Source organism: Kiloniella antarctica (genome assembly GCF_042682825.1).
Classification (GTDB): domain Bacteria; phylum Pseudomonadota; class Alphaproteobacteria; order Kiloniellales; family Kiloniellaceae; genus Kiloniella; species Kiloniella antarctica.
In genome coordinates this window covers 68,527-85,346 of the sequence record NZ_JBHUII010000013.1, presented here as the reverse complement: position 1 = coordinate 85,346, position 16,820 = coordinate 68,527, and the positions used below count along the sequence as shown (strand labels likewise).

Below are 16,820 nucleotides of genomic sequence, written 5' to 3'. Positions count from 1 at the left end.
TCGGTTAAACTTCGCCGGGGAATTTTCCATCATCGGCGGCTTTGCGTTTAGGATCACGCCCCCGACGTTTTTTGCCGCCACCCGTAACGGGCTCTGTAGGTTTTGCCCCTAGGGGACCAGCTTCGTTCATTGCTCTCGCGCCATTGGATATTTCTCCTAAACGAGAGACAATCTCATCGAGGCTTGGCTTGGCGCCCCGGGTATGGTTATCAAGTGCTTCACGCATGTGTCTTACGTGATTAGGTGTTGTTCCGCAGCATCCGCCGATAATTTTAATACCAGAATCAACGGCAATACGTGCATATTCAGCCATCAGTTCCGGAGTGCCAGTATAGCGAATAGCACCATCAACATATTCTGGAATACCGCAATTGCTTTTTGATACCAGCACGTCGCCTTCTTCGGAGCACATTGCCATATTTTGCAATGCTGTTACCATTTCGGATGCACCTACACCACAATTTGCGCCATAAGCAACAGGTACAGGGGAAAGCTCTTTAACCCGTCGAGCAAAATCAGCAGGGGTTAATCCCATCATTGTACGACCGTTGGTATCGAAACTTAGGGTCGTAACAATTGGTAGGCCAGTTTCGCTACATGCCGTGACGGCTGCCTCAAGCTCTTCCGGGGCTGAAATGGTTTCCAGCCATAGAACATCGGCACCAGCCTCTGCAAGAGCAAAGGCCTGTTCGCGAAACGCAGCTATTCCATCTTCGCGGCTTAAGCTTCCCACTGGTTCAAAGATGTCTCCTGTTGGGCCCATAGAGCCTGCAACAATTACGGGACGGTCAGCTTGATCAGCGACCCTTTTTGTAATTTTTACAGCTGCAGCATTAATTTCTGCCACACGATCTTGAGCTTTATGGAGCTTCATTCTGTTGCGCGTACCACCAAACGTATTTGTTAGGATGATATCAGAACCCGCATCAACAAATGACTTTTGAAGGTTATAAATTTTTTCTGGCTCATCAACATTCCAGAGCTCAGGAGCATCACCTGTCTGGAGACCAACTTCGAAAAGATTAGTCCCTGTCGCGCCATCTGCAAGCAACCAGTCGCGTGTTTTAAGGAGTTCTAGAAATTTATTCGCCATGGTTCAGCTACCAGATAATATTGAAATTGATCTATTATCAGAAATTAGGCTCTTTTTTCGAGATACGCAAGCTATATCAGGTTTTCTTTATATGGTTTTGGTCGCTGGTATGGTTAACATGCCTTGTAATTTCTAATACGTGAACTATTTGGGTCATAAAAGTGACATTTATGTCTCTAGGTGGCTGTTCATTTATGCTAAATAGGTATAGATATGTGCAGCTCATAAGGTTTCCCCCTAGCGCTGACTAACAAAATCGGACTTTCTATCAAGTCTCTAAAGGGGCCTATGAGCATCATACAAGGGTTGGATAAAAGTTTATGTCGAGTTTAAAAGACAGAAAGATCGGCGCAGGTCGTTCGGCAACGGTTTATTTGGATCATCTGCCAGATGGTCGTGCTACTGCGCGGAAAATTTTTGTTGGTTCCAGTTTGGCTGGCTTGGTTCACACTGTGATCTTTGGCGCGAATAACCCTTATATTTGGCATAAAGGCTCAATCGCTGAGGCGGCTTGTCGACGTCGGGTGTTATCTGCTTTGATGAAACTATGGCTTCCTGGAAAGCTTCGAATTGCAGAAATAATTTCGACTTCTTGGAATGATGAGTTTCGTGCAAACGAAATCACGATGGAATTTATTGACGGCCGTGCGCCTTCTTTACACCACCCTTATTCCTCGATGAAAGAAAACGAGATCAAAGATCTTGTCGATAACGTTATGAAACCTCTTCAAGTTTTGCTACTTGATTCTGGTTTTGACGGCCTTGCTTGGCAAGCAGGTTATGGTAATCCGGTTGCGACCAGTAATTTTTTACTAGAAACAACGGAAACTGGTGAGACCCGGTGGGTATGGGTTGATTTGGAATCTGGTGTGCCGGCTCTTTTCCCAGCTAATCCTATTCTTCTTTTCAGTTTTTATCTCCAACGTACTTTAGCTAATGGTCGTCCGCTTTATGATGATGTCGATGTGCCAAAATTACGCCGTTATATCGACGATAATAGTGATGCTTTGCTTAATGTACTGAGCTCGCAAGAATTTGACGAGCTATGTGTTGATGCCGAAGGTCTGGTTCACAAGGATGATGACTGGCGTTTTATGTCTCGTTTGCAACGTAGTATTCAATCGAGGCTTGCCCGTAGTAAGATAACAGAAGAAGAAGCCGAACATTACAAAACACGACCGTTACGCTGGTATGGCCGCCTGATTAAAAGTGGCCTTTCTCGCGGCTTTGCGAAACTTGGCCGGATGGTGCAAGAAAGTAAGTTACTTAAACAATTAAGCCATTTGTTGCCAATGGTTCGTGCTTTTATGTTTATGCCGTCCTACCGCTCACAATTGAGCCGTTTGGTCGTTGCCAGAGGTATTGAAAACTGGCGCAAACGTCGCCAGCTCACAGATCATGAAGCTGATACCCTTAAGCACGAAATGGAAAACAGCGAGAGCAGCCTTTATATCACCGATTTTGGGGTATTGATGGCGCTTAAACCTTTTGTGAAAGTTATTACGTTAACCACCATTTTCACCTTGGGTGCTACGGGCGTTATCGGTGTGGCTGGGGGGGTAATTGGTTATCTCAGTGCGGGCGTTATCGTTCGGACGATTTATACGTCATGTAGGATCATAGCCGCCACGGCTCGTGGAGGCCGTCGACCTTGGCTGGCTCTTTTGCTCGGATTTATTCCTGTAATTGGTAATGCGGCCTATCCACTGCAATTGCTCTATGAGGGAACACGTGGGGGGAATGCGGTCGCCAAGTTCATTATTTACGATCTTATGGCCCGTCTTGGCCGTGCTGTCCCTATCTGGGGCGGTCCTGATACATTGATTGAGTATAAGGCCAACAGCATTGGAGACCTTCTGGTTCGTCACCGATTACCGTTACCAGTTGTGACTGAATAGATAAGCCGAACAAAATAACATTGAAATTAAAAAAAACTGTACTCAAACAGAGTACAGTTTTTTTGTGTTCGATTGTATTTAAAATTTCCTAGTATAATATTTTATAAGACAACTAGTGCGATTATATAGGAGTCTGATCTAAGGCGAAGAACTTTTTAAGGAGTGCCTAAGTGATCAAATGTATCCAAAGTTTTCAAAATACGCGGTTCGTGTTAGGGACGCTGTGGGCTAGGCAAGGCGTTCCTTTCGACGATGCTACGAAGGGCGAAACGGGATCTGACGGCCCGTATGGTTGGTATGCGTGTCAATTTCTCCTGAAGGAACTTTTCAAATGCCATAAGGTCGGTAGCAACGACTTTGAGAAGGAAGTCTTGGCTTCCAGTCATCAGATAACACTCAACAACTTCTTCAAATTTATCGATTTCTTCTTCAAATTGTTTGAGGTTTTCGGAGGCCTGTTTTTCAAGCTCTACAGACACAAAGATGTTGATCATATACCCAAGCTTGGTTTGATCAACTCTGGCCGCATATCCCGTGATAACACCTTCATCTTCCAGCATTTTTACACGGCGGGCGCAGGGCGTTGGCGACAGGCCGACGCGTTCGGCCAATTCAATAGAGCGGATACGACCTTCGGTTTGAAGGATTCGCAATATCTTTATATCAATACTATCGAGTTCCATAAATCTCTACTTGTGTGATGTTTGTTAGTGATAAAACGCTTAAATTTAGATTAAGACTACCAACTTTAGTAATAATCACCAGAGCTAATATGTCATAATTGCTGACAGAGATAAAAAAGAAGGCCTATGCAACGGCCTTAACCCTAGGGAGTGATATATGTCGGAAAAACAACGGCTGCATTTACATGTACCAGAGCCAGAATTCCGTCCGGGAGATACACCTGATTTCTCTAATGTAAGTATTCCCAAGGCTGGAAGTGTCCGCCGGCCAGAGGTGGATGTTTCCCCGGAAGATATTAGGGACTTGGCCTATTCCATTATTCGGGTGCTAGATCGTGAAGGTGAAGCCGTCGGTCCTTGGGCAGGGCTTCTCAGTGATGATGAGCTTATCAAAGGCCTTCGTCACATGATGACACTACGGGCGTTTGATGCCCGTATGACAATGGCACAACGACAAGGAAAGACATCCTTTTACATGCAGCACCTGGGTGAGGAAGCTGTGGCCACGGCCTTTCAGTGTGCGCTGGAAAAGGGGGATATGAATTTCCCGACCTATCGTCAGGCGGGCCTGTTGCTGGCTCAAGACTACCCGATGGTCAAGATGATGAACCAGATCTACTCTAATGAGGAAGATCCGCTCAAAGGTCGTCAGCTGCCCATCATGTATTCCGAAAAAGAATATGGTTTCTTTTCCATTTCAGGAAACCTTGGCACTCAATATATTCAAGCCGTTGGTTGGGCTATGGCATCGGCCATCAAACATGATACTAAGATTGCTGCAGGCTGGATCGGGGATGGTTCAACCGCAGAGTCCGACTTTCACTCTGCCCTTGTTTTTGCCTCTACTTACAAAGCGCCGGTAATCCTCAACGTAGTAAATAATCAATGGGCGATCTCTACTTTTCAAGGCATAGCTAAAGGCGGTTCGGGAACTTTTGCGGCACGCGGACACGGTTTTGGTATTCCGGCATTAAGGGTGGATGGTAACGATTACCTTGCCGTTTATGCCGTTGCAAAGTGGGCAACTGAACGGGCACGCCGCAACCTTGGTCCTACGATGATTGAGTATGTAACTTACCGAGCAGGGGGACATTCAACCTCTGATGATCCGGCGGCTTATCGTCCAAAGAAAGAGTCAGATGTCTGGCCTTTAGGGGATCCTATTGAGCGCTTGAAATTACATTTGATTGCAATTGGAGCCTGGTCAGAAGAGCGGCATAAACAGGTCGGAGCTGAAATTAGAGATACTGTTCTTGCGGCTCAAAAAGAAGCAGAAAGCCACGGAACACTCCATTCGGGTGGATCTCCATCTGCCAAAGATATGTTTGAAGATGTTTATAAAGAAATGCCTCCTCATTTGAGGCGACAACGTCAGGAAGCGGGATTCTAATCATGAGCAGAATGACGATGATTGAAGCCATCCGTGATGCGATGGATGTGATGATGGAAAAAGACGACAACGTGGTCGTTTTTGGAGAAGATGTTGGCTATTTTGGCGGTGTTTTCCGTTGTACTCACGGTTTACAGGAAAAGTACGGTAAGAACCGTTGTTTTGACGCGCCTATAAATGAGTCGGGAATTGTTGGAGCAGCAATTGGTATGGGGGCCTACGGTCTACGGCCTTGTGTTGAAATTCAATTTGCTGACTATGTTTATCCGGCTTATGACCAGATTGTATCCGAAGCTGCCCGTTTACGGTATCGCTCTGCAGGGGATTTTACGGCACCGATTACGATCCGTATGCCGACGGGTGGGGGCATTTTTGGAGGACAAACCCACAGTCAAAGCCCAGAAGCGACCTTTACTCAAGTTTCAGGCCTAAAAGTTGTGGTGCCGTCAAATCCTGCGGATGCGAAAGGTCTTTTAATTACAGCTATTGAAGATGATGACCCTGTAATTTTTCTGGAACCCAAACGCCTTTATAATGGTCCCTTTGATGGTCATCATGACCAACCTGTCACACCGTGGTCCAAACATGAATTGGGCGAGGTTCCAGAAGGGTATTACAGTATTCCTTTTGGTCAAGCGAAGGTCGTTCAAGAAGGCACAGACGTAACAATACTGGCTTATGGCACGATGGTTTATGTTGCCGAAGCTGCAGCAAAAGAAACTGGTATTGACGCAGAAATTATTGACCTGCGAAGCCTCTTACCTTTGGACGAAGAGACTATTATTGCTTCGGTTAAGAAAACCGGACGCTGTGTTGTGGTTCATGAAGCCACCTTTACTTCTGGCTTTGGCGCAGAGCTGCTCTCGCGTGTACAGGAAACTTGTTTCTATCATCTTGAAGCGCCCATCCAACGTGTTACTGGTTGGGATACACCATACCCGCATGCTCAAGAGTGGGACTACTTCCCAGGCCCTGCCCGCGTAGGACGTGCACTTAAACAAGTAATGGAGGCCTGATTTATGGGTACATTTGTTATTAAGCTTCCCGATGTGGGTGAAGGTGTAGCTGAAGCCGAAATTGTGGAGTGGGAAGTTGCCATTGGTGATGTTGTCCAGGAAGATGCTGTACTTGCGGCAGTGATGACGGATAAGGCAACTGTCGAAATTCCATCACCTGTAGATGGTCGTGTTATCTGGCTGGGTGCTGAACCTGGTGATGTGATGGCTGTAGGCTCTCCTATTATTAAACTGGAAGTTGATGGCGAAGGCAATGTTGTTGATCAAGGGGAAGCAAAATTCGAGAAAGCGGAACCCGTTGACGTGGTTCAGGCCGTTCAAGATTCTGCATTTGTCGTGGAACCTCCAAAAAAGAAAATTACAATTGAGAAGCCCAGTGCTGCGCCTGCACGTCAGGCAACCATTGGTCCTATTCGGGCTGAAGGAGAAAAGCCTATCGCATCGCCTGCGGTGCGAAAACGTGCTATGGATGCCGGAGTAGATCTTCGACAAGTAACGGGAACGGGGCCTGCTGGTCGTATTTCCCACGAAGACCTCGATGTGTACTTTGATGGCAGTGCGGTTAAGGTACACTCAGGTAACGGTCATATTGCTAATACTTCGGTAACGGATGTAAAAATCGTTGGCCTCCGGCGAAAAATTGCCGAAAAAATGTCGATTTCTAAATCCCGTATCCCACACATTACAATAGTTGAAGAAGTTGATATGACCGCGCTTGAAGAGCTACGGGGAATGTTAAATAAGAAAAAGACTGAGGAACAATCAAAGTTAACTCTTTTACCTTTTTTAATGCGCGCTTTGGTTAAGGCTGTGAGTGAACAGCCAAATTTAAACGCGATCTTTGATGATGAGAACGGGGTGGTTCACCAATATGGTGGTGTTCATATAGGTATGGCGGCGCAAACCCCAAACGGTCTTGTGGTGCCTGTTATTAAACATGCCGAAGCTCGAGATGTCTGGGGGTGTGCTGCAGAAGTAAATCGCTTAGCTACAGCCGCGAAAGCGGGGACAGCGACACGTGAAGAGCTTAGTGGCTCAACTATTACCATTACGTCTCTTGGGCCTCTGGGGGCGATTGCAACGACACCTGTGATCAATCATCCGGAAGTGGCTATTTTGGGCGTGAATAAAATGGCTATTCGCCCGATGTGGGACGGAACAGATTTTGTGCCAAGGAAGATGATGAATATTTCTTCAAGTTTTGACCACCGGGTTATCGATGGCTGGGATGCCGCTGTTTTTGTTCAGCGGATCAAAGGTCTTCTCGAAACTCCTGCAATGATCTTTATGGAGGGCTAAGCTGTGAAAGAGATTAAAACTAAACTTCTCATCATTGGCGCTGGCCCGGGCGGTTATATTTGTGCCATTCGCGCGGGGCAATTGGGTATTGATACGGTTGTAATCGAGGCTGGTAAGCCGGGTGGAACCTGCTTGAATGTTGGCTGTATCCCTTCCAAATCCTTAATTCATGCCGCAGACGAATTTGAAAAGGTATCTCATCTTTCAGGTAAAAATGCCTTGGGGATTTCAACATCGAAACCGACGATTGATTTGTTAAAAACAATGGAGTGGAAGGACGGTATTGTAAGCCGTCTAAACTCTGGTGTTGCAGGCCTTTTGAAAAAACATGGTGTGAAGACCGTTGAGGGGTGGGCAAAGTTTCGCGATGGTAAAACTGTCGAAGTCGCTACCCCAACAGGTTCTCAGATTATTCGTGCCGAGTATGTGGTTATTGCAACGGGATCTGCTCCAGTAGAGCTTCCGTTCCTTCCTTTTGGTGATAAAGTGATCTCATCAACACAAGCACTTGCTCTGCATGAAGTTCCAAAGAAATTGGTTGTTGTTGGCGGAGGTTATATTGGTCTTGAATTAGGTATTGCTTATGCAAAACTCGGTTCTGCTGTAACCATTGTTGAAGCTGCGAAATCTATTTTGCCTCAATATGATAAAGACTTGGTACGCCCAATCTTAAAACGTCTGGAAAGCTTGAAGGTTAAGGTGCTAACAAGCGCAAAAGCTAAAGGCTTGTCTACTAAGAGAGATGCGCTTCTTGTCGGTAATAGCGGCGATACAGACAAAAAAATCTCTGCTGATAAAATTTTGGTAACGGTTGGCCGTAAACCTGTAACACAGGGCTGGGGTTTGGAAGAGATTGATCTACGTATGGATGGTGCTTTTATCCAGATCAATGATAAGTGCCAGACTTCCATGCGCGGAACCTACGCCATTGGGGATGTCACGGGAGAACCGATGCTTGCACACCGTGCTATGGCGCAAGGTGAAATAGTGGCAGAAATTATTGCGGGTGAAAAACGGACCTGGGATAAGATTTGTATCCCTGCGGTTTGTTTTACGGACCCAGAGATTGTGACAGCAGGACTATCTCCCCAAGAAGCCAAAGACCTTGGGCATGATATAATTACAAACAGTTTTCCGTTTCAGGCCAATGGGCGCGCAATGTCTGCAGAACGCGAAGAGGGTTTTGTCCGGATTGTCGCGCGTGTTGATAATCATCTGGTCTTGGGAATACAGGCTGTGGGTGTTGGTGTTTCTGAATTGTCAGCAGGGTTTGCCTTGGCTCTTGAGATGGGGGCGAGGCTCGAAGATATAGCGGCAACGATCCATGCGCATCCAACCCAAAGCGAAGCCCTGCACGAAGCAGCGCTTAAGACACTTGGACACGCATTGCATATTTAAGTTTACTGAGTGGTAGGAATCATAACATATACTTAAAAAAAGACGTTGGATTTACCGACGTCTTTTTTTGTTCGTGTTGTGGGCGGGCTTATTAATAAAAATAAAACTTACTTTCTGTGTCGTAACGATATTTACAAAGTTATACGGTGTCTTTTAAAATGTCGCTTTACAACATTGTTTGAAAATACTCGATTGTTTTAACTAGACCTTCTTTAATTTGTACTTTAGGGGCCCAGGATAATTCGCTAGTTGCTTTTGAAATATCAGGCTTTCTCTGAGTAGGATCATCTTGTGGCAAGGCTACGTTGATTATCTTTGAACTAGATCCAGTTAGCTCAATTACGATTTCTGCAAGCTCTCGAATAGTGAATTCGTTCGGGTTTCCTACGTTGATTGGTCCGGTCACATCATCACTTGTATCCATCATCAAAATCATTGCATCGATCAAATCGTCGCGATAACAGAATGATCTCGTTTGAGAGCCGTTCCCATAAATAGTAATGTCTTGATTTTGGAGAGCCTGCATGACGAAGTTAGAAACAACCCGTCCATCATTTGGGTGCATACTTGGTCCGTAAGTATTAAATATTCTTAGCACTTTTATACGTAGTTGATGCTGTCGCCAGTAATCAAAAAAAAGTGTTTCTGCACACCGCTTACCTTCATCGTAACATGATCGTATGCCGATTGGGTTTACATTTCCCCAATACCCCTCTGTCTGAGGATGGACTTCTGGGTCTCCGTAAACTTCAGATGTCGAGGCTTGAAGAATTTTTGCATTTGTTCTTTTTGCAAGTCCAAGCATGTTTATGGCGCCGTGAACGGATGTTTTTGTCGTCTGTACTGGGTCATGCTGATAGTGAATTGGCGAAGCTGGGCATGCCAAATTATAAATTTCATCGACTTCTACGTATAACGGAAAACAAACATCATGGCGCATCAACTCAAAACGAGGATGGCCAATGAGGCGTTCTACATTCCGTCTTGTGCCTGTGAAGTAGTTATCAACACAAAGTACTTCATCGCCCCGCTGTAAAAGGCGTTCACATAAGTGCGAACCAAGAAATCCTGCTCCGCCAGTAACCAATATTCTTCTGTTCATTTTTTTGTTTACCTCGGGCGATAGCCCTTTTGTAAGGGTCTAAGGAAGACTAAGCACATTGGCTAAGCATTTTTCGAGTGAAGATGGATTTAGTGTCATATTGTTTTTATCGTCGATGTTATCTGCGATTAAGTATTGATAAGTATGATGCATTGCGTGAGATAAGTTAAAATAACATTGGTTAATCTCTGTTCGTTGAGGGTGAAACTCAACTACTTTTCCACCTTCTGGCATGAACATGATATTGGTTAAACCCGCCCCGTGGGGACCAACGATCATCTCACATGATGCAGCAAGTTCAACCTGTTCTGTAAATGAAAGAGTTTCGAAAGAGATTGCTTCAAACCCAAATTTCTCAAGAATAGGTAATATTTCATCTTCATTCTTGATTATCCTGTTGGGTGCTAGTTTTCGACTAATATACACCCGACGTTTAATGTCTGCTGATTTATTCCAGTGACTTCTGAATTTTTTAGCGACAGCCCTTATTGTCGGGGCATGATTGTTACCTATCTCACCGGCATAGGTGGGTAAAAATAATTTTTTCACCCGCAAGGATTCTATATTTCGTTTAATGTATATGGGTTGTTTTTCATTCAATAACTCCAAAGACGCAGTAATGAATTTAGGGGTGATGCAGATTTTTGGTAAATAGAGTTGCGCGCGAACACCGTGGTTTCTCGCCAGATACAATCTTGGAATGGTATCGGTAAGCCAGTGATAGTAATTAAAGCTCCAGGAATCTGTGACCCAAAGGCCGCTTTCGGAGCTTTTTCTATATAGACTGGAGAGAGCTAATCGTATTGTTCCTTTTAGTTTCTTTTTCTTTGCATCGGGCATTCGGTGAGGATTAAAAGCGTTTCTTATTGGTTGCTTGTTGGACCACACCCAACCATTGCCGAGGATAATCGCATCATCAATTTCTAAAAGATTACTTTTAGGAACAATTTGTTCTATTGCCTCATGGAAGAGAAACTCATCATCAGAAGAAATGTTAATCGGGTAGGGGCGATGAACGGTCATTGTTTCGGTCAGGGGAGTTTTATGAATTTTTCCGCGCTTCATACCGAAATTTACCTCTTATTTTAAATTTTTCAAACAACTTAAAAAGGCTTGTCCTATTACATAATCCAATTTTTTTAGCAACTTATTTATAGGCGAACAAATTTGAATAAATTGAAGTCGGTACTTTTGTAGGTTTCAGGATTGAGTTGAGGGTTTTAAAAATTATGAATTGTTATCAAGTGTTTAATGTTTTTGAGTGATTCGTGTGCTCGATCGTACTTAGGTGGATTAGCTCTATATCTAAAGCGTGTGCGCTTGTGTCTGGCTTTTGTTGTTTGTTTTATCTTATAGTTTAGGAAAATAAAAGTGAACAGACAGGGAGATGAACATAATGGGGCAGTTATCGGAAATTGTCGTTACGATATTGGAGTTATTATCCTTTGTGTTTATCACGGCTATTGGGCTCGCTGTTCTCTGGTTTATCGTTGCCTATATCAAAGATGTCACTCAGACAGAAAGCACCTTACGGCGTAATTATCCTGTCATTGCACGGTTCCGATATTTGTTTGAGCACCTTGGCGAGTTTTTCCGTCAGTATTTTTTTGCTTTAGACCGGGAGGAAATGCCCTTTAACAGGGCTGAGCGTTCTTGGGTTTATCGTTCAGCAAAGAATGTTGATTCAACAGTAGCGTTTGGATCGACCCGAGATCTTAGACCAGCCGGGACCGTATTTTTTGTTAATTGTGCTTTTCCAAATTTAGCAGAAGATATGGTTGAGCCAGGGCGTGTGTCGATTGGTCCATATTGTCGACAATCTTATGAAACAGACAGTATCTTTAATATTTCTGGAATGAGTTATGGTGCGATTTCTATTCCGGCTGTTCGTGCTCTGTCCATGGGGGCAAAAAAAGCTGGTATTTGGCTGAATACGGGCGAAGGAGGATTGTCGCCTTATCACCTTGAGGGCGGGGCGGATATTGTTTTTCAGATAGGAACCGCTAAATTTGGGGTACGTAAACCTGAAGGGGGCTTTGACGAAGCAAAGCTCCGCGAGGTTGCGGCTCACGATCAAGTCAAAATGTTTGAGCTTAAGCTAAGCCAGGGTGCAAAACCGGGAAAAGGGGGCATATTACCTGGGGCAAAAGTCACTGAAGAGATTTCGAAGATCAGAGGAATCTCGATCGGGCAAGATGCAATCAGTCCTAACCGTCACCCGGAAGTCAAATGTGTCGGCGATTTACTGGATATGCTGGATTATATTCGAGAAACCACAGGTAAGCCTGTGGGATTTAAAATGGTTGTTGGTGCTTATGGTTTTTTTGAAGATTTATGCAAAGAAATCAATCAGCGTGGAATTGAAACGGCCCCAGATTTTATTACGATCGACAGTGCAGATGGCGGGACAGGCGCTGCGCCGATGAGTTTGATTGATAATATGGGGGTTCCTTTGCGAGAAAGTTTGCCTCTTGTCGTGGATACTTTGAAAAAACACGGCCTTAGAGAGCGGATAAAAGTTTGCGCCAGCGGAAAGATGATTAATCCTTCTGATGTAGCCTGGGCCTATTGTGCGGGAGCTGATTTTGTCAATTCTGCACGGGGGTTTATGTTTGCTCTGGGGTGTATTCAAGCACTGCAATGCAATAAGAATACTTGTCCCACCGGCGTAACAACCCACAACAAAAAATTACAATTTGGACTTGATCCACAAACCAAGTCGGAACGCGTCGCAAGTTATGCAAAGAACATGCGTAAAGAAGTCGGGACTATTGCCCACAGTTGTGGCGCCTCTGAAGCACGAACTCTGAAAAGGTTTCACGCCCGTATTGTTCTAAATACGGGGCGTAGTGTTTCTATGGATGAACTATATCCTGAACCAGCTCTCGAAACGGCTGCAGAATGAGGTAATGAGTTTTAGAAATAATGTTTTCTACCTCATTCAGGAGTGACAGCCTGTTTTATATCCTTGATATGTTCGCGCATTGCGGCAGCGGCAGCGACTGGGTCGTGGGATTGTAGGGCAGATAATATCCGGCAATGACCGGATATTGACGCGACCCGACGTTCGTCACTTTGGTGCCCTTCTGTTCTTGATGGATCGATAGACTCACTGATTTTATCCATCAGATCTGCAAGTAAGGTGTTGCCTGTAGCCTTGGCAATAAGTGCGTGGAAACTTCTGTCTATTTTCCTCAGCTCACCGAGATCTTCTGTTGTCATTTGCGTTCGGACCAACTGATCCATTTCAGCGAGTTGCTCTGGAAGGATCATTTCAGCAGCAAGGGCCGCAATTTGAGGTTCCATGAGTTCGCGTAGCTGAAAGACCTCGAACAGGCGGCGAGAATCTCCGGAGACGAGAGAAGATAACGCGCGTGTGAGTTCTTCTCTGGAGGACGAGCGTATATAGTTACCACTCCCGCGGCGGGGGGCAAGAACACCTTGTTCCTGGAGAACGCGTATGGCTTCTCTTACTGAATGGCGGGAAACGGTAAAGAGTTCCGATAATCGACGTTCTGAGGGAAGTGCATCACCAGGTCCCATTTCGTCATCGTTGATCAGTTTTCTGATCTTGGCGATAACATCCTCATAAGCTCTCCCATTTGAGGCTTGCTCGGAAAGAGACAGGTCTTTTTTTATATCTTCCTCAAGGCCAACTGTTTGGGCTTGCTCTACCATACTTACTTCTCCTGCTGACTACCACAGTTGGTAACCTGCTTATGTTAGCAAGTCATACATCATGCGCAAGCTTGTGATGAACAGAAAGAGAGCAAAAGATAAACGAAGTAGTCGTGGCGAAATAGTGTGGGCAATTCTTGCACCTATGGGAGCAAAAAAACCTGATGTCGGGATAATCAAAGCAAAGCCGACTAAGTTAACGTAACCAAGTGAGAAATCAGGCCGACCGGGTAAATCTAAACCATAGTAGATGTAGCCAAGGAAACCGGGCACAGCGATGATCAAACCGATAGCGGCCGCTGTCGCAACAGCCTTTCGAATAGGGTAATTGAAAAGTGTAAGGATTGGAACAGATAATGTGCCGCCACCAATTCCCATAAGAACAGAGAAACCCCCAATAAAAACACCCATCAATTGTTTAAAAGGGGAGCCCGGTAACTGGTCTGCAATATGGGCTCCTTCTGGGCGAAAAGCCATGTTTATGGCAACCAATAAAGCGACAATCGCGAATACGGCAATCAAGGCTGTACTCCCGATGTTACCACCGACCACAACTCCGATAATAACACCGATCGCGATGGCTGGACCCCAAGTTTTTAAGAGCTCTATGTCTATGGCGCCCTTGTTGTAATGTGATCTGGCCGAGGCAAAGCCCGTAATAAGGATCGTGGCGAGTGAAGTGCCAACAGCTGTGTGCATTCGGACAGATTCATCCACGCCGATAAGACTAAAAAGATGGTAGAGAACCGGAACAATTACAATTCCGCCACCAACGCCGAGAAGGCCTGCAATAAGCCCAGCAACAACACCCGTTGCAAGCAAAACGCTTGCGAGTAATAAAAAATCTGCAGAGAGAAAAACATCCATGTAATAAGGCCTGATATGCGTTTATTCGACGAGGTTAACGAATAAGGTTGGATTGTAATACCCCTGTTACCTTAGGGGAATGGTTTTTATGAAGATTATGGTTTCACTATTCTCGTTGCCTCTTGTAACCGGATTTTACAACTTTCCAAGTCATAAAGATTGCTGCAATGATCATAATTCCACCGAGTACCGGACGGACGGTGCCTTCCATCATTAGGACTGGTCCAGACAAGCTTAGAGTTGCAACAGGTGTGAAAAATAAAGCCCATTTTCGACCTTTATTAGTGGCTTCCTGATACCAAGGAAAGCTAAAGGAAAAAGCAGCTAAGACTAGGAAAAACAAAGACCAAGGCCTGGAGAGAAATAATGTTATGTCGTCGCTGATGGATAGAGCGCGAGATAAATTAAGTTCTGCAATTTGCCCTAAAACGACACCAAGAATCATGGGAGCAAGAGGAAATCCGAGCTTACGTAGAGTATAGCCGACGAAGCCAAATCCAAGCATCACCCACATATCAAATTGTACGTTATGAAGAGAGAATACACCGATAGAGCAGTATGCTAAAATAATAGCAGTGAGGATGTACATAGGGGATCGGGTTGCAAATAAAAATAAACGAAGTGTTAAAGCCTGGGTTCCGACCATCATGAAGTGTGCAAGAAAAAATGCGATAAATACCCCGTAAGCGAGAACGGGCTCATCGCTAATAAATGACGGCCCAGGAACGATATCATGGATCATTAAGGCGCCAATCATCACAGCAGTGACGACATCACCAGGTATCCCAAGTGCCATCATAGTGATTAAGGAACCACCTGCTGTTGCATTGTTTGCGGCTTCTGGCGCGATGATGCCATCCGGATCTCCGGTGCCAAAGGTTTTATCATCGGGCGCGGCTTTTTTTGCTTGATCGTATGCTAGGATATTTGAGATAGAGCTCCCCGCAGCCGGGAGTACTCCTGTAAATACTCCTATTAAACTGGACCGCAATAGGTTGCCCCAACGTGTAAAAATCATCTTGATTGCGAGCCAGTGTTCAATCCGTGCTGCGGACATAGCTTTTTCCAGCAAGGGTTTTCTGGCCTGTTCGCTGTCTTCGATGTCATTTAGAAGTTGGCTAAAGGCAAAAAGGCCAATCAGTACAGGAAGAAAGGCGAAACCTTGTAATAGAGGATCCCACCCAAAATCAAAACGTGCCATACCGTTGATTGGATCTTCTCCTGCTGTGGCAAATAACAGCCCCAAAACGCCAGCAATCATTCCTTTTAGTAAGGCTTTACCAGATAGACTGGCGGTGATTGTGAGGGAAAAAAGAATGAGGGAGAAATAATCCCATGGTCCAAATTCCAAACCTAAAGCAGCAAGTTGTGGTGCGAGAGCTACAAGAAAGATCGCACTGATAATGCCACCAAAGAACGAAGACCAGACCCCAAGTCCGAGCGCAAGCCCAGGTTTGCCATTTCTGGCCATTGGGAAACCATCAAAGGTCGTGGCGACAGAGGATGGTGTTCCCGGTATTCCCGTCAGCATACCTGACATTAGCCCACCTGAAAGGCCGCCAACAAAGACACCTATCATGGTTGCTATACCTTGGATCGGGGACATGCCAAAGGTAAAGGGAAGGGTAAGTACAACGCCCATCGCTATAGTAAAACCCGGAATGGCACCAGTTAATAGCCCCGCAATGACACCGATTGCCATAAGAAGAAGTGTATTGGGGTCGAGCAGAATAGCGCTTCCCGCTTGAAGGATTATGTCCCACATATTTACCTACCAGATTGAGAGAAGTGCACCTTCGGGCAAATTCACCCGAAGACTATAAGTGAAAAGTAACCACATTGCTCCAACCGAGATTACGGCGATAATAATATGTAGGATTAAGTTTTTTACCGTGCGTTCGCCGAGGGCAGTTAAGAGAGCGAAGACAAAAAGCATCCCTCCAAACAACATACCTAGATAATCCAAGCTTGATAAAAAGATGGAAAAGAATAGGAAACACCAAAAAGCATTTTTATATTTAAACCAATACTTTTGAATGAAAGGCTTATTGTTTTGTGGTTCGTCCTTCTCAAGGACTTTGGTTGTGCTGCTCTCTTTGATTGAACGGATAAAGTAGAGGGCACTGAGGGCGCTCAACAGGATTAATAGAAATCGTGGCCATGTTTCTGGTTTGAGACCAGGATAGCCAAGGTCTCTGATATCATAACTTGCTGAAATCATTACGCCGCAAAATAGTAATAATAAGGCGGCAACTATGACATCCTGTTTTGCTCGAACCATAAGTAAAGCTCCTGGAAAAAACACGCAGACCTCTGAAATCTGAGTAAAGAGGTCTGCGCGTGAGTAAGTTGATTAAAGTCAGGGAGCCAAATGAAGAAACTCAATGGCTTTAAAA

14 protein-coding genes are annotated in these 16,820 nt (G+C 45.0%); 6 read left to right on the top strand and 8 right to left on the bottom strand.

Features of this window, described 5'->3' with window-relative positions; genetic code table 11:
• Window positions 1-4: 4 nt before the first annotated feature.
• Window positions 5-1,093: a betaine--homocysteine S-methyltransferase gene (gene bmt, locus ACFSKO_RS18960; protein WP_380254609.1), complete on the bottom strand. Its 1,089-nt coding sequence runs from the start codon at window positions 1,091-1,093 to the stop codon at window positions 5-7.
• Window positions 1,094-1,413: 320 nt separating this feature from the next.
• Here bmt and ACFSKO_RS18955 point away from each other — a divergent pair, with 320 nt between their 5' ends.
• Entirely contained in the window at window positions 1,414-2,991 is a 1,578-nt protein-coding gene (locus ACFSKO_RS18955; protein WP_380254607.1) for a hypothetical protein, read from the top strand.
• 212 nt (window positions 2,992-3,203) lie between these two features.
• Here the strand turns inward: ACFSKO_RS18955 and ACFSKO_RS18950 are convergent, their stop codons facing one another.
• Entirely contained in the window at window positions 3,204-3,674 is a 471-nt protein-coding gene (locus tag ACFSKO_RS18950) for an Lrp/AsnC family transcriptional regulator (RefSeq protein ID WP_380254605.1), read from the bottom strand.
• Between the two features lie 157 nt (window positions 3,675-3,831).
• Between ACFSKO_RS18950 and ACFSKO_RS18945 the strand changes: the two genes are divergently transcribed.
• From ACFSKO_RS18945 to lpdA, 4 genes are read left to right on the top strand one after another with little or no spacing between them, the layout of a single operon-like run.
• Window positions 3,832-5,064, top strand: a complete 1,233-nt coding sequence (locus ACFSKO_RS18945) for a 3-methyl-2-oxobutanoate dehydrogenase (2-methylpropanoyl-transferring) subunit alpha (protein ID WP_380254603.1) — start codon at window positions 3,832-3,834, stop codon at window positions 5,062-5,064.
• Window positions 5,065-5,066: 2 nt separating this feature from the next.
• Window positions 5,067-6,080 (top strand): alpha-ketoacid dehydrogenase subunit beta, encoded by a 1,014-nt coding sequence (locus ACFSKO_RS18940; RefSeq protein ID WP_380254601.1) that lies wholly within the window; start codon window positions 5,067-5,069, stop codon window positions 6,078-6,080.
• 3 nt (window positions 6,081-6,083) lie between these two features.
• Window positions 6,084-7,379, top strand: a complete 1,296-nt coding sequence (locus tag ACFSKO_RS18935; protein ID WP_380254599.1) for a dihydrolipoamide acetyltransferase family protein — start codon at window positions 6,084-6,086, stop codon at window positions 7,377-7,379.
• A gap of 3 nt (window positions 7,380-7,382) precedes the next feature.
• The gene (lpdA, locus tag ACFSKO_RS18930; RefSeq protein ID WP_380254597.1) at window positions 7,383-8,777 is read left to right on the top strand and encodes a dihydrolipoyl dehydrogenase; all 1,395 of its coding nucleotides are present in this window, start codon (window positions 7,383-7,385) and stop codon (window positions 8,775-8,777) included.
• A 166-nt stretch (window positions 8,778-8,943) separates the two neighbouring features.
• Here lpdA and ACFSKO_RS18925 read toward each other — a convergent pair whose 3' ends face one another.
• Entirely contained in the window at window positions 8,944-9,879 is a 936-nt protein-coding gene (locus ACFSKO_RS18925; RefSeq protein ID WP_380254595.1) for a UDP-glucuronic acid decarboxylase family protein, read from the bottom strand.
• A gap of 39 nt (window positions 9,880-9,918) precedes the next feature.
• A complete protein-coding gene (locus ACFSKO_RS18920) occupies window positions 9,919-10,944 on the bottom strand; it encodes a glycosyltransferase family 61 protein (protein ID WP_380254593.1) in 1,026 nt (341 codons plus the stop codon).
• 331 nt (window positions 10,945-11,275) lie between these two features.
• On the opposite strand from ACFSKO_RS18920, the gene ACFSKO_RS18915 reads away from it, so the two are divergent.
• On the top strand, window positions 11,276-12,784 hold the full coding sequence (locus ACFSKO_RS18915; RefSeq protein WP_380254591.1) for an FMN-binding glutamate synthase family protein: 1,509 nt from the start codon (window positions 11,276-11,278) through the stop codon (window positions 12,782-12,784).
• Window positions 12,785-12,816: 32 nt separating this feature from the next.
• Here ACFSKO_RS18915 and ACFSKO_RS18910 read toward each other — a convergent pair whose 3' ends face one another.
• The 4 genes from ACFSKO_RS18910 to ACFSKO_RS18895 form a co-directional block, all read right to left on the bottom strand.
• On the bottom strand, window positions 12,817-13,557 hold the full coding sequence (locus ACFSKO_RS18910; RefSeq protein ID WP_380254589.1) for a FadR/GntR family transcriptional regulator: 741 nt from the start codon (window positions 13,555-13,557) through the stop codon (window positions 12,817-12,819).
• A 39-nt stretch (window positions 13,558-13,596) separates the two neighbouring features.
• Complete coding sequence (locus ACFSKO_RS18905; RefSeq protein WP_380254587.1) at window positions 13,597-14,424, bottom strand: sulfite exporter TauE/SafE family protein; 828 nt, start codon at window positions 14,422-14,424, stop codon at window positions 13,597-13,599.
• 106 nt (window positions 14,425-14,530) lie between these two features.
• On the bottom strand, window positions 14,531-16,189 hold the full coding sequence (locus ACFSKO_RS18900) for a tripartite tricarboxylate transporter permease (RefSeq protein WP_380254585.1): 1,659 nt from the start codon (window positions 16,187-16,189) through the stop codon (window positions 14,531-14,533).
• A 6-nt stretch (window positions 16,190-16,195) separates the two neighbouring features.
• A complete protein-coding gene (locus ACFSKO_RS18895; protein ID WP_380254583.1) occupies window positions 16,196-16,705 on the bottom strand; it encodes a tripartite tricarboxylate transporter TctB family protein in 510 nt (169 codons plus the stop codon).
• Window positions 16,706-16,820: the final 115 nt, after the last annotated feature.

What these genes read in the sequence shown, in the direction of transcription:
- bmt (WP_380254609.1), bottom strand. Translation starts at nt 1,093, where the DNA reads ATGGCGAATAAATTTCTAGAACTCCTTAAAACACGCGACTGGTTGCTT.
- ACFSKO_RS18955 (WP_380254607.1), top strand. Translation starts at nt 1,414, where the DNA reads ATGTCGAGTTTAAAAGACAGAAAGATCGGCGCAGGTCGTTCGGCAACG.
- ACFSKO_RS18950 (WP_380254605.1), bottom strand. Translation starts at nt 3,674, where the DNA reads ATGGAACTCGATAGTATTGATATAAAGATATTGCGAATCCTTCAAACC.
- ACFSKO_RS18945 (WP_380254603.1), top strand. Translation starts at nt 3,832, where the DNA reads ATGTCGGAAAAACAACGGCTGCATTTACATGTACCAGAGCCAGAATTC.
- ACFSKO_RS18940 (WP_380254601.1), top strand. Translation starts at nt 5,067, where the DNA reads ATGAGCAGAATGACGATGATTGAAGCCATCCGTGATGCGATGGATGTG.
- ACFSKO_RS18935 (WP_380254599.1), top strand. Translation starts at nt 6,084, where the DNA reads ATGGGTACATTTGTTATTAAGCTTCCCGATGTGGGTGAAGGTGTAGCT.
- ACFSKO_RS18925 (WP_380254595.1), bottom strand. Translation starts at nt 9,879, where the DNA reads ATGAACAGAAGAATATTGGTTACTGGCGGAGCAGGATTTCTTGGTTCG.
- ACFSKO_RS18920 (WP_380254593.1), bottom strand. Translation starts at nt 10,944, where the DNA reads ATGAAGCGCGGAAAAATTCATAAAACTCCCCTGACCGAAACAATGACC.
- ACFSKO_RS18915 (WP_380254591.1), top strand. Translation starts at nt 11,276, where the DNA reads ATGGGGCAGTTATCGGAAATTGTCGTTACGATATTGGAGTTATTATCC.
- ACFSKO_RS18910 (WP_380254589.1), bottom strand. Translation starts at nt 13,557, where the DNA reads ATGGTAGAGCAAGCCCAAACAGTTGGCCTTGAGGAAGATATAAAAAAA.
- ACFSKO_RS18905 (WP_380254587.1), bottom strand. Translation starts at nt 14,424, where the DNA reads ATGGATGTTTTTCTCTCTGCAGATTTTTTATTACTCGCAAGCGTTTTG.
- ACFSKO_RS18900 (WP_380254585.1), bottom strand. Translation starts at nt 16,189, where the DNA reads ATGTGGGACATAATCCTTCAAGCGGGAAGCGCTATTCTGCTCGACCCC.
- ACFSKO_RS18895 (WP_380254583.1), bottom strand. Translation starts at nt 16,705, where the DNA reads ATGGTTCGAGCAAAACAGGATGTCATAGTTGCCGCCTTATTATTACTA.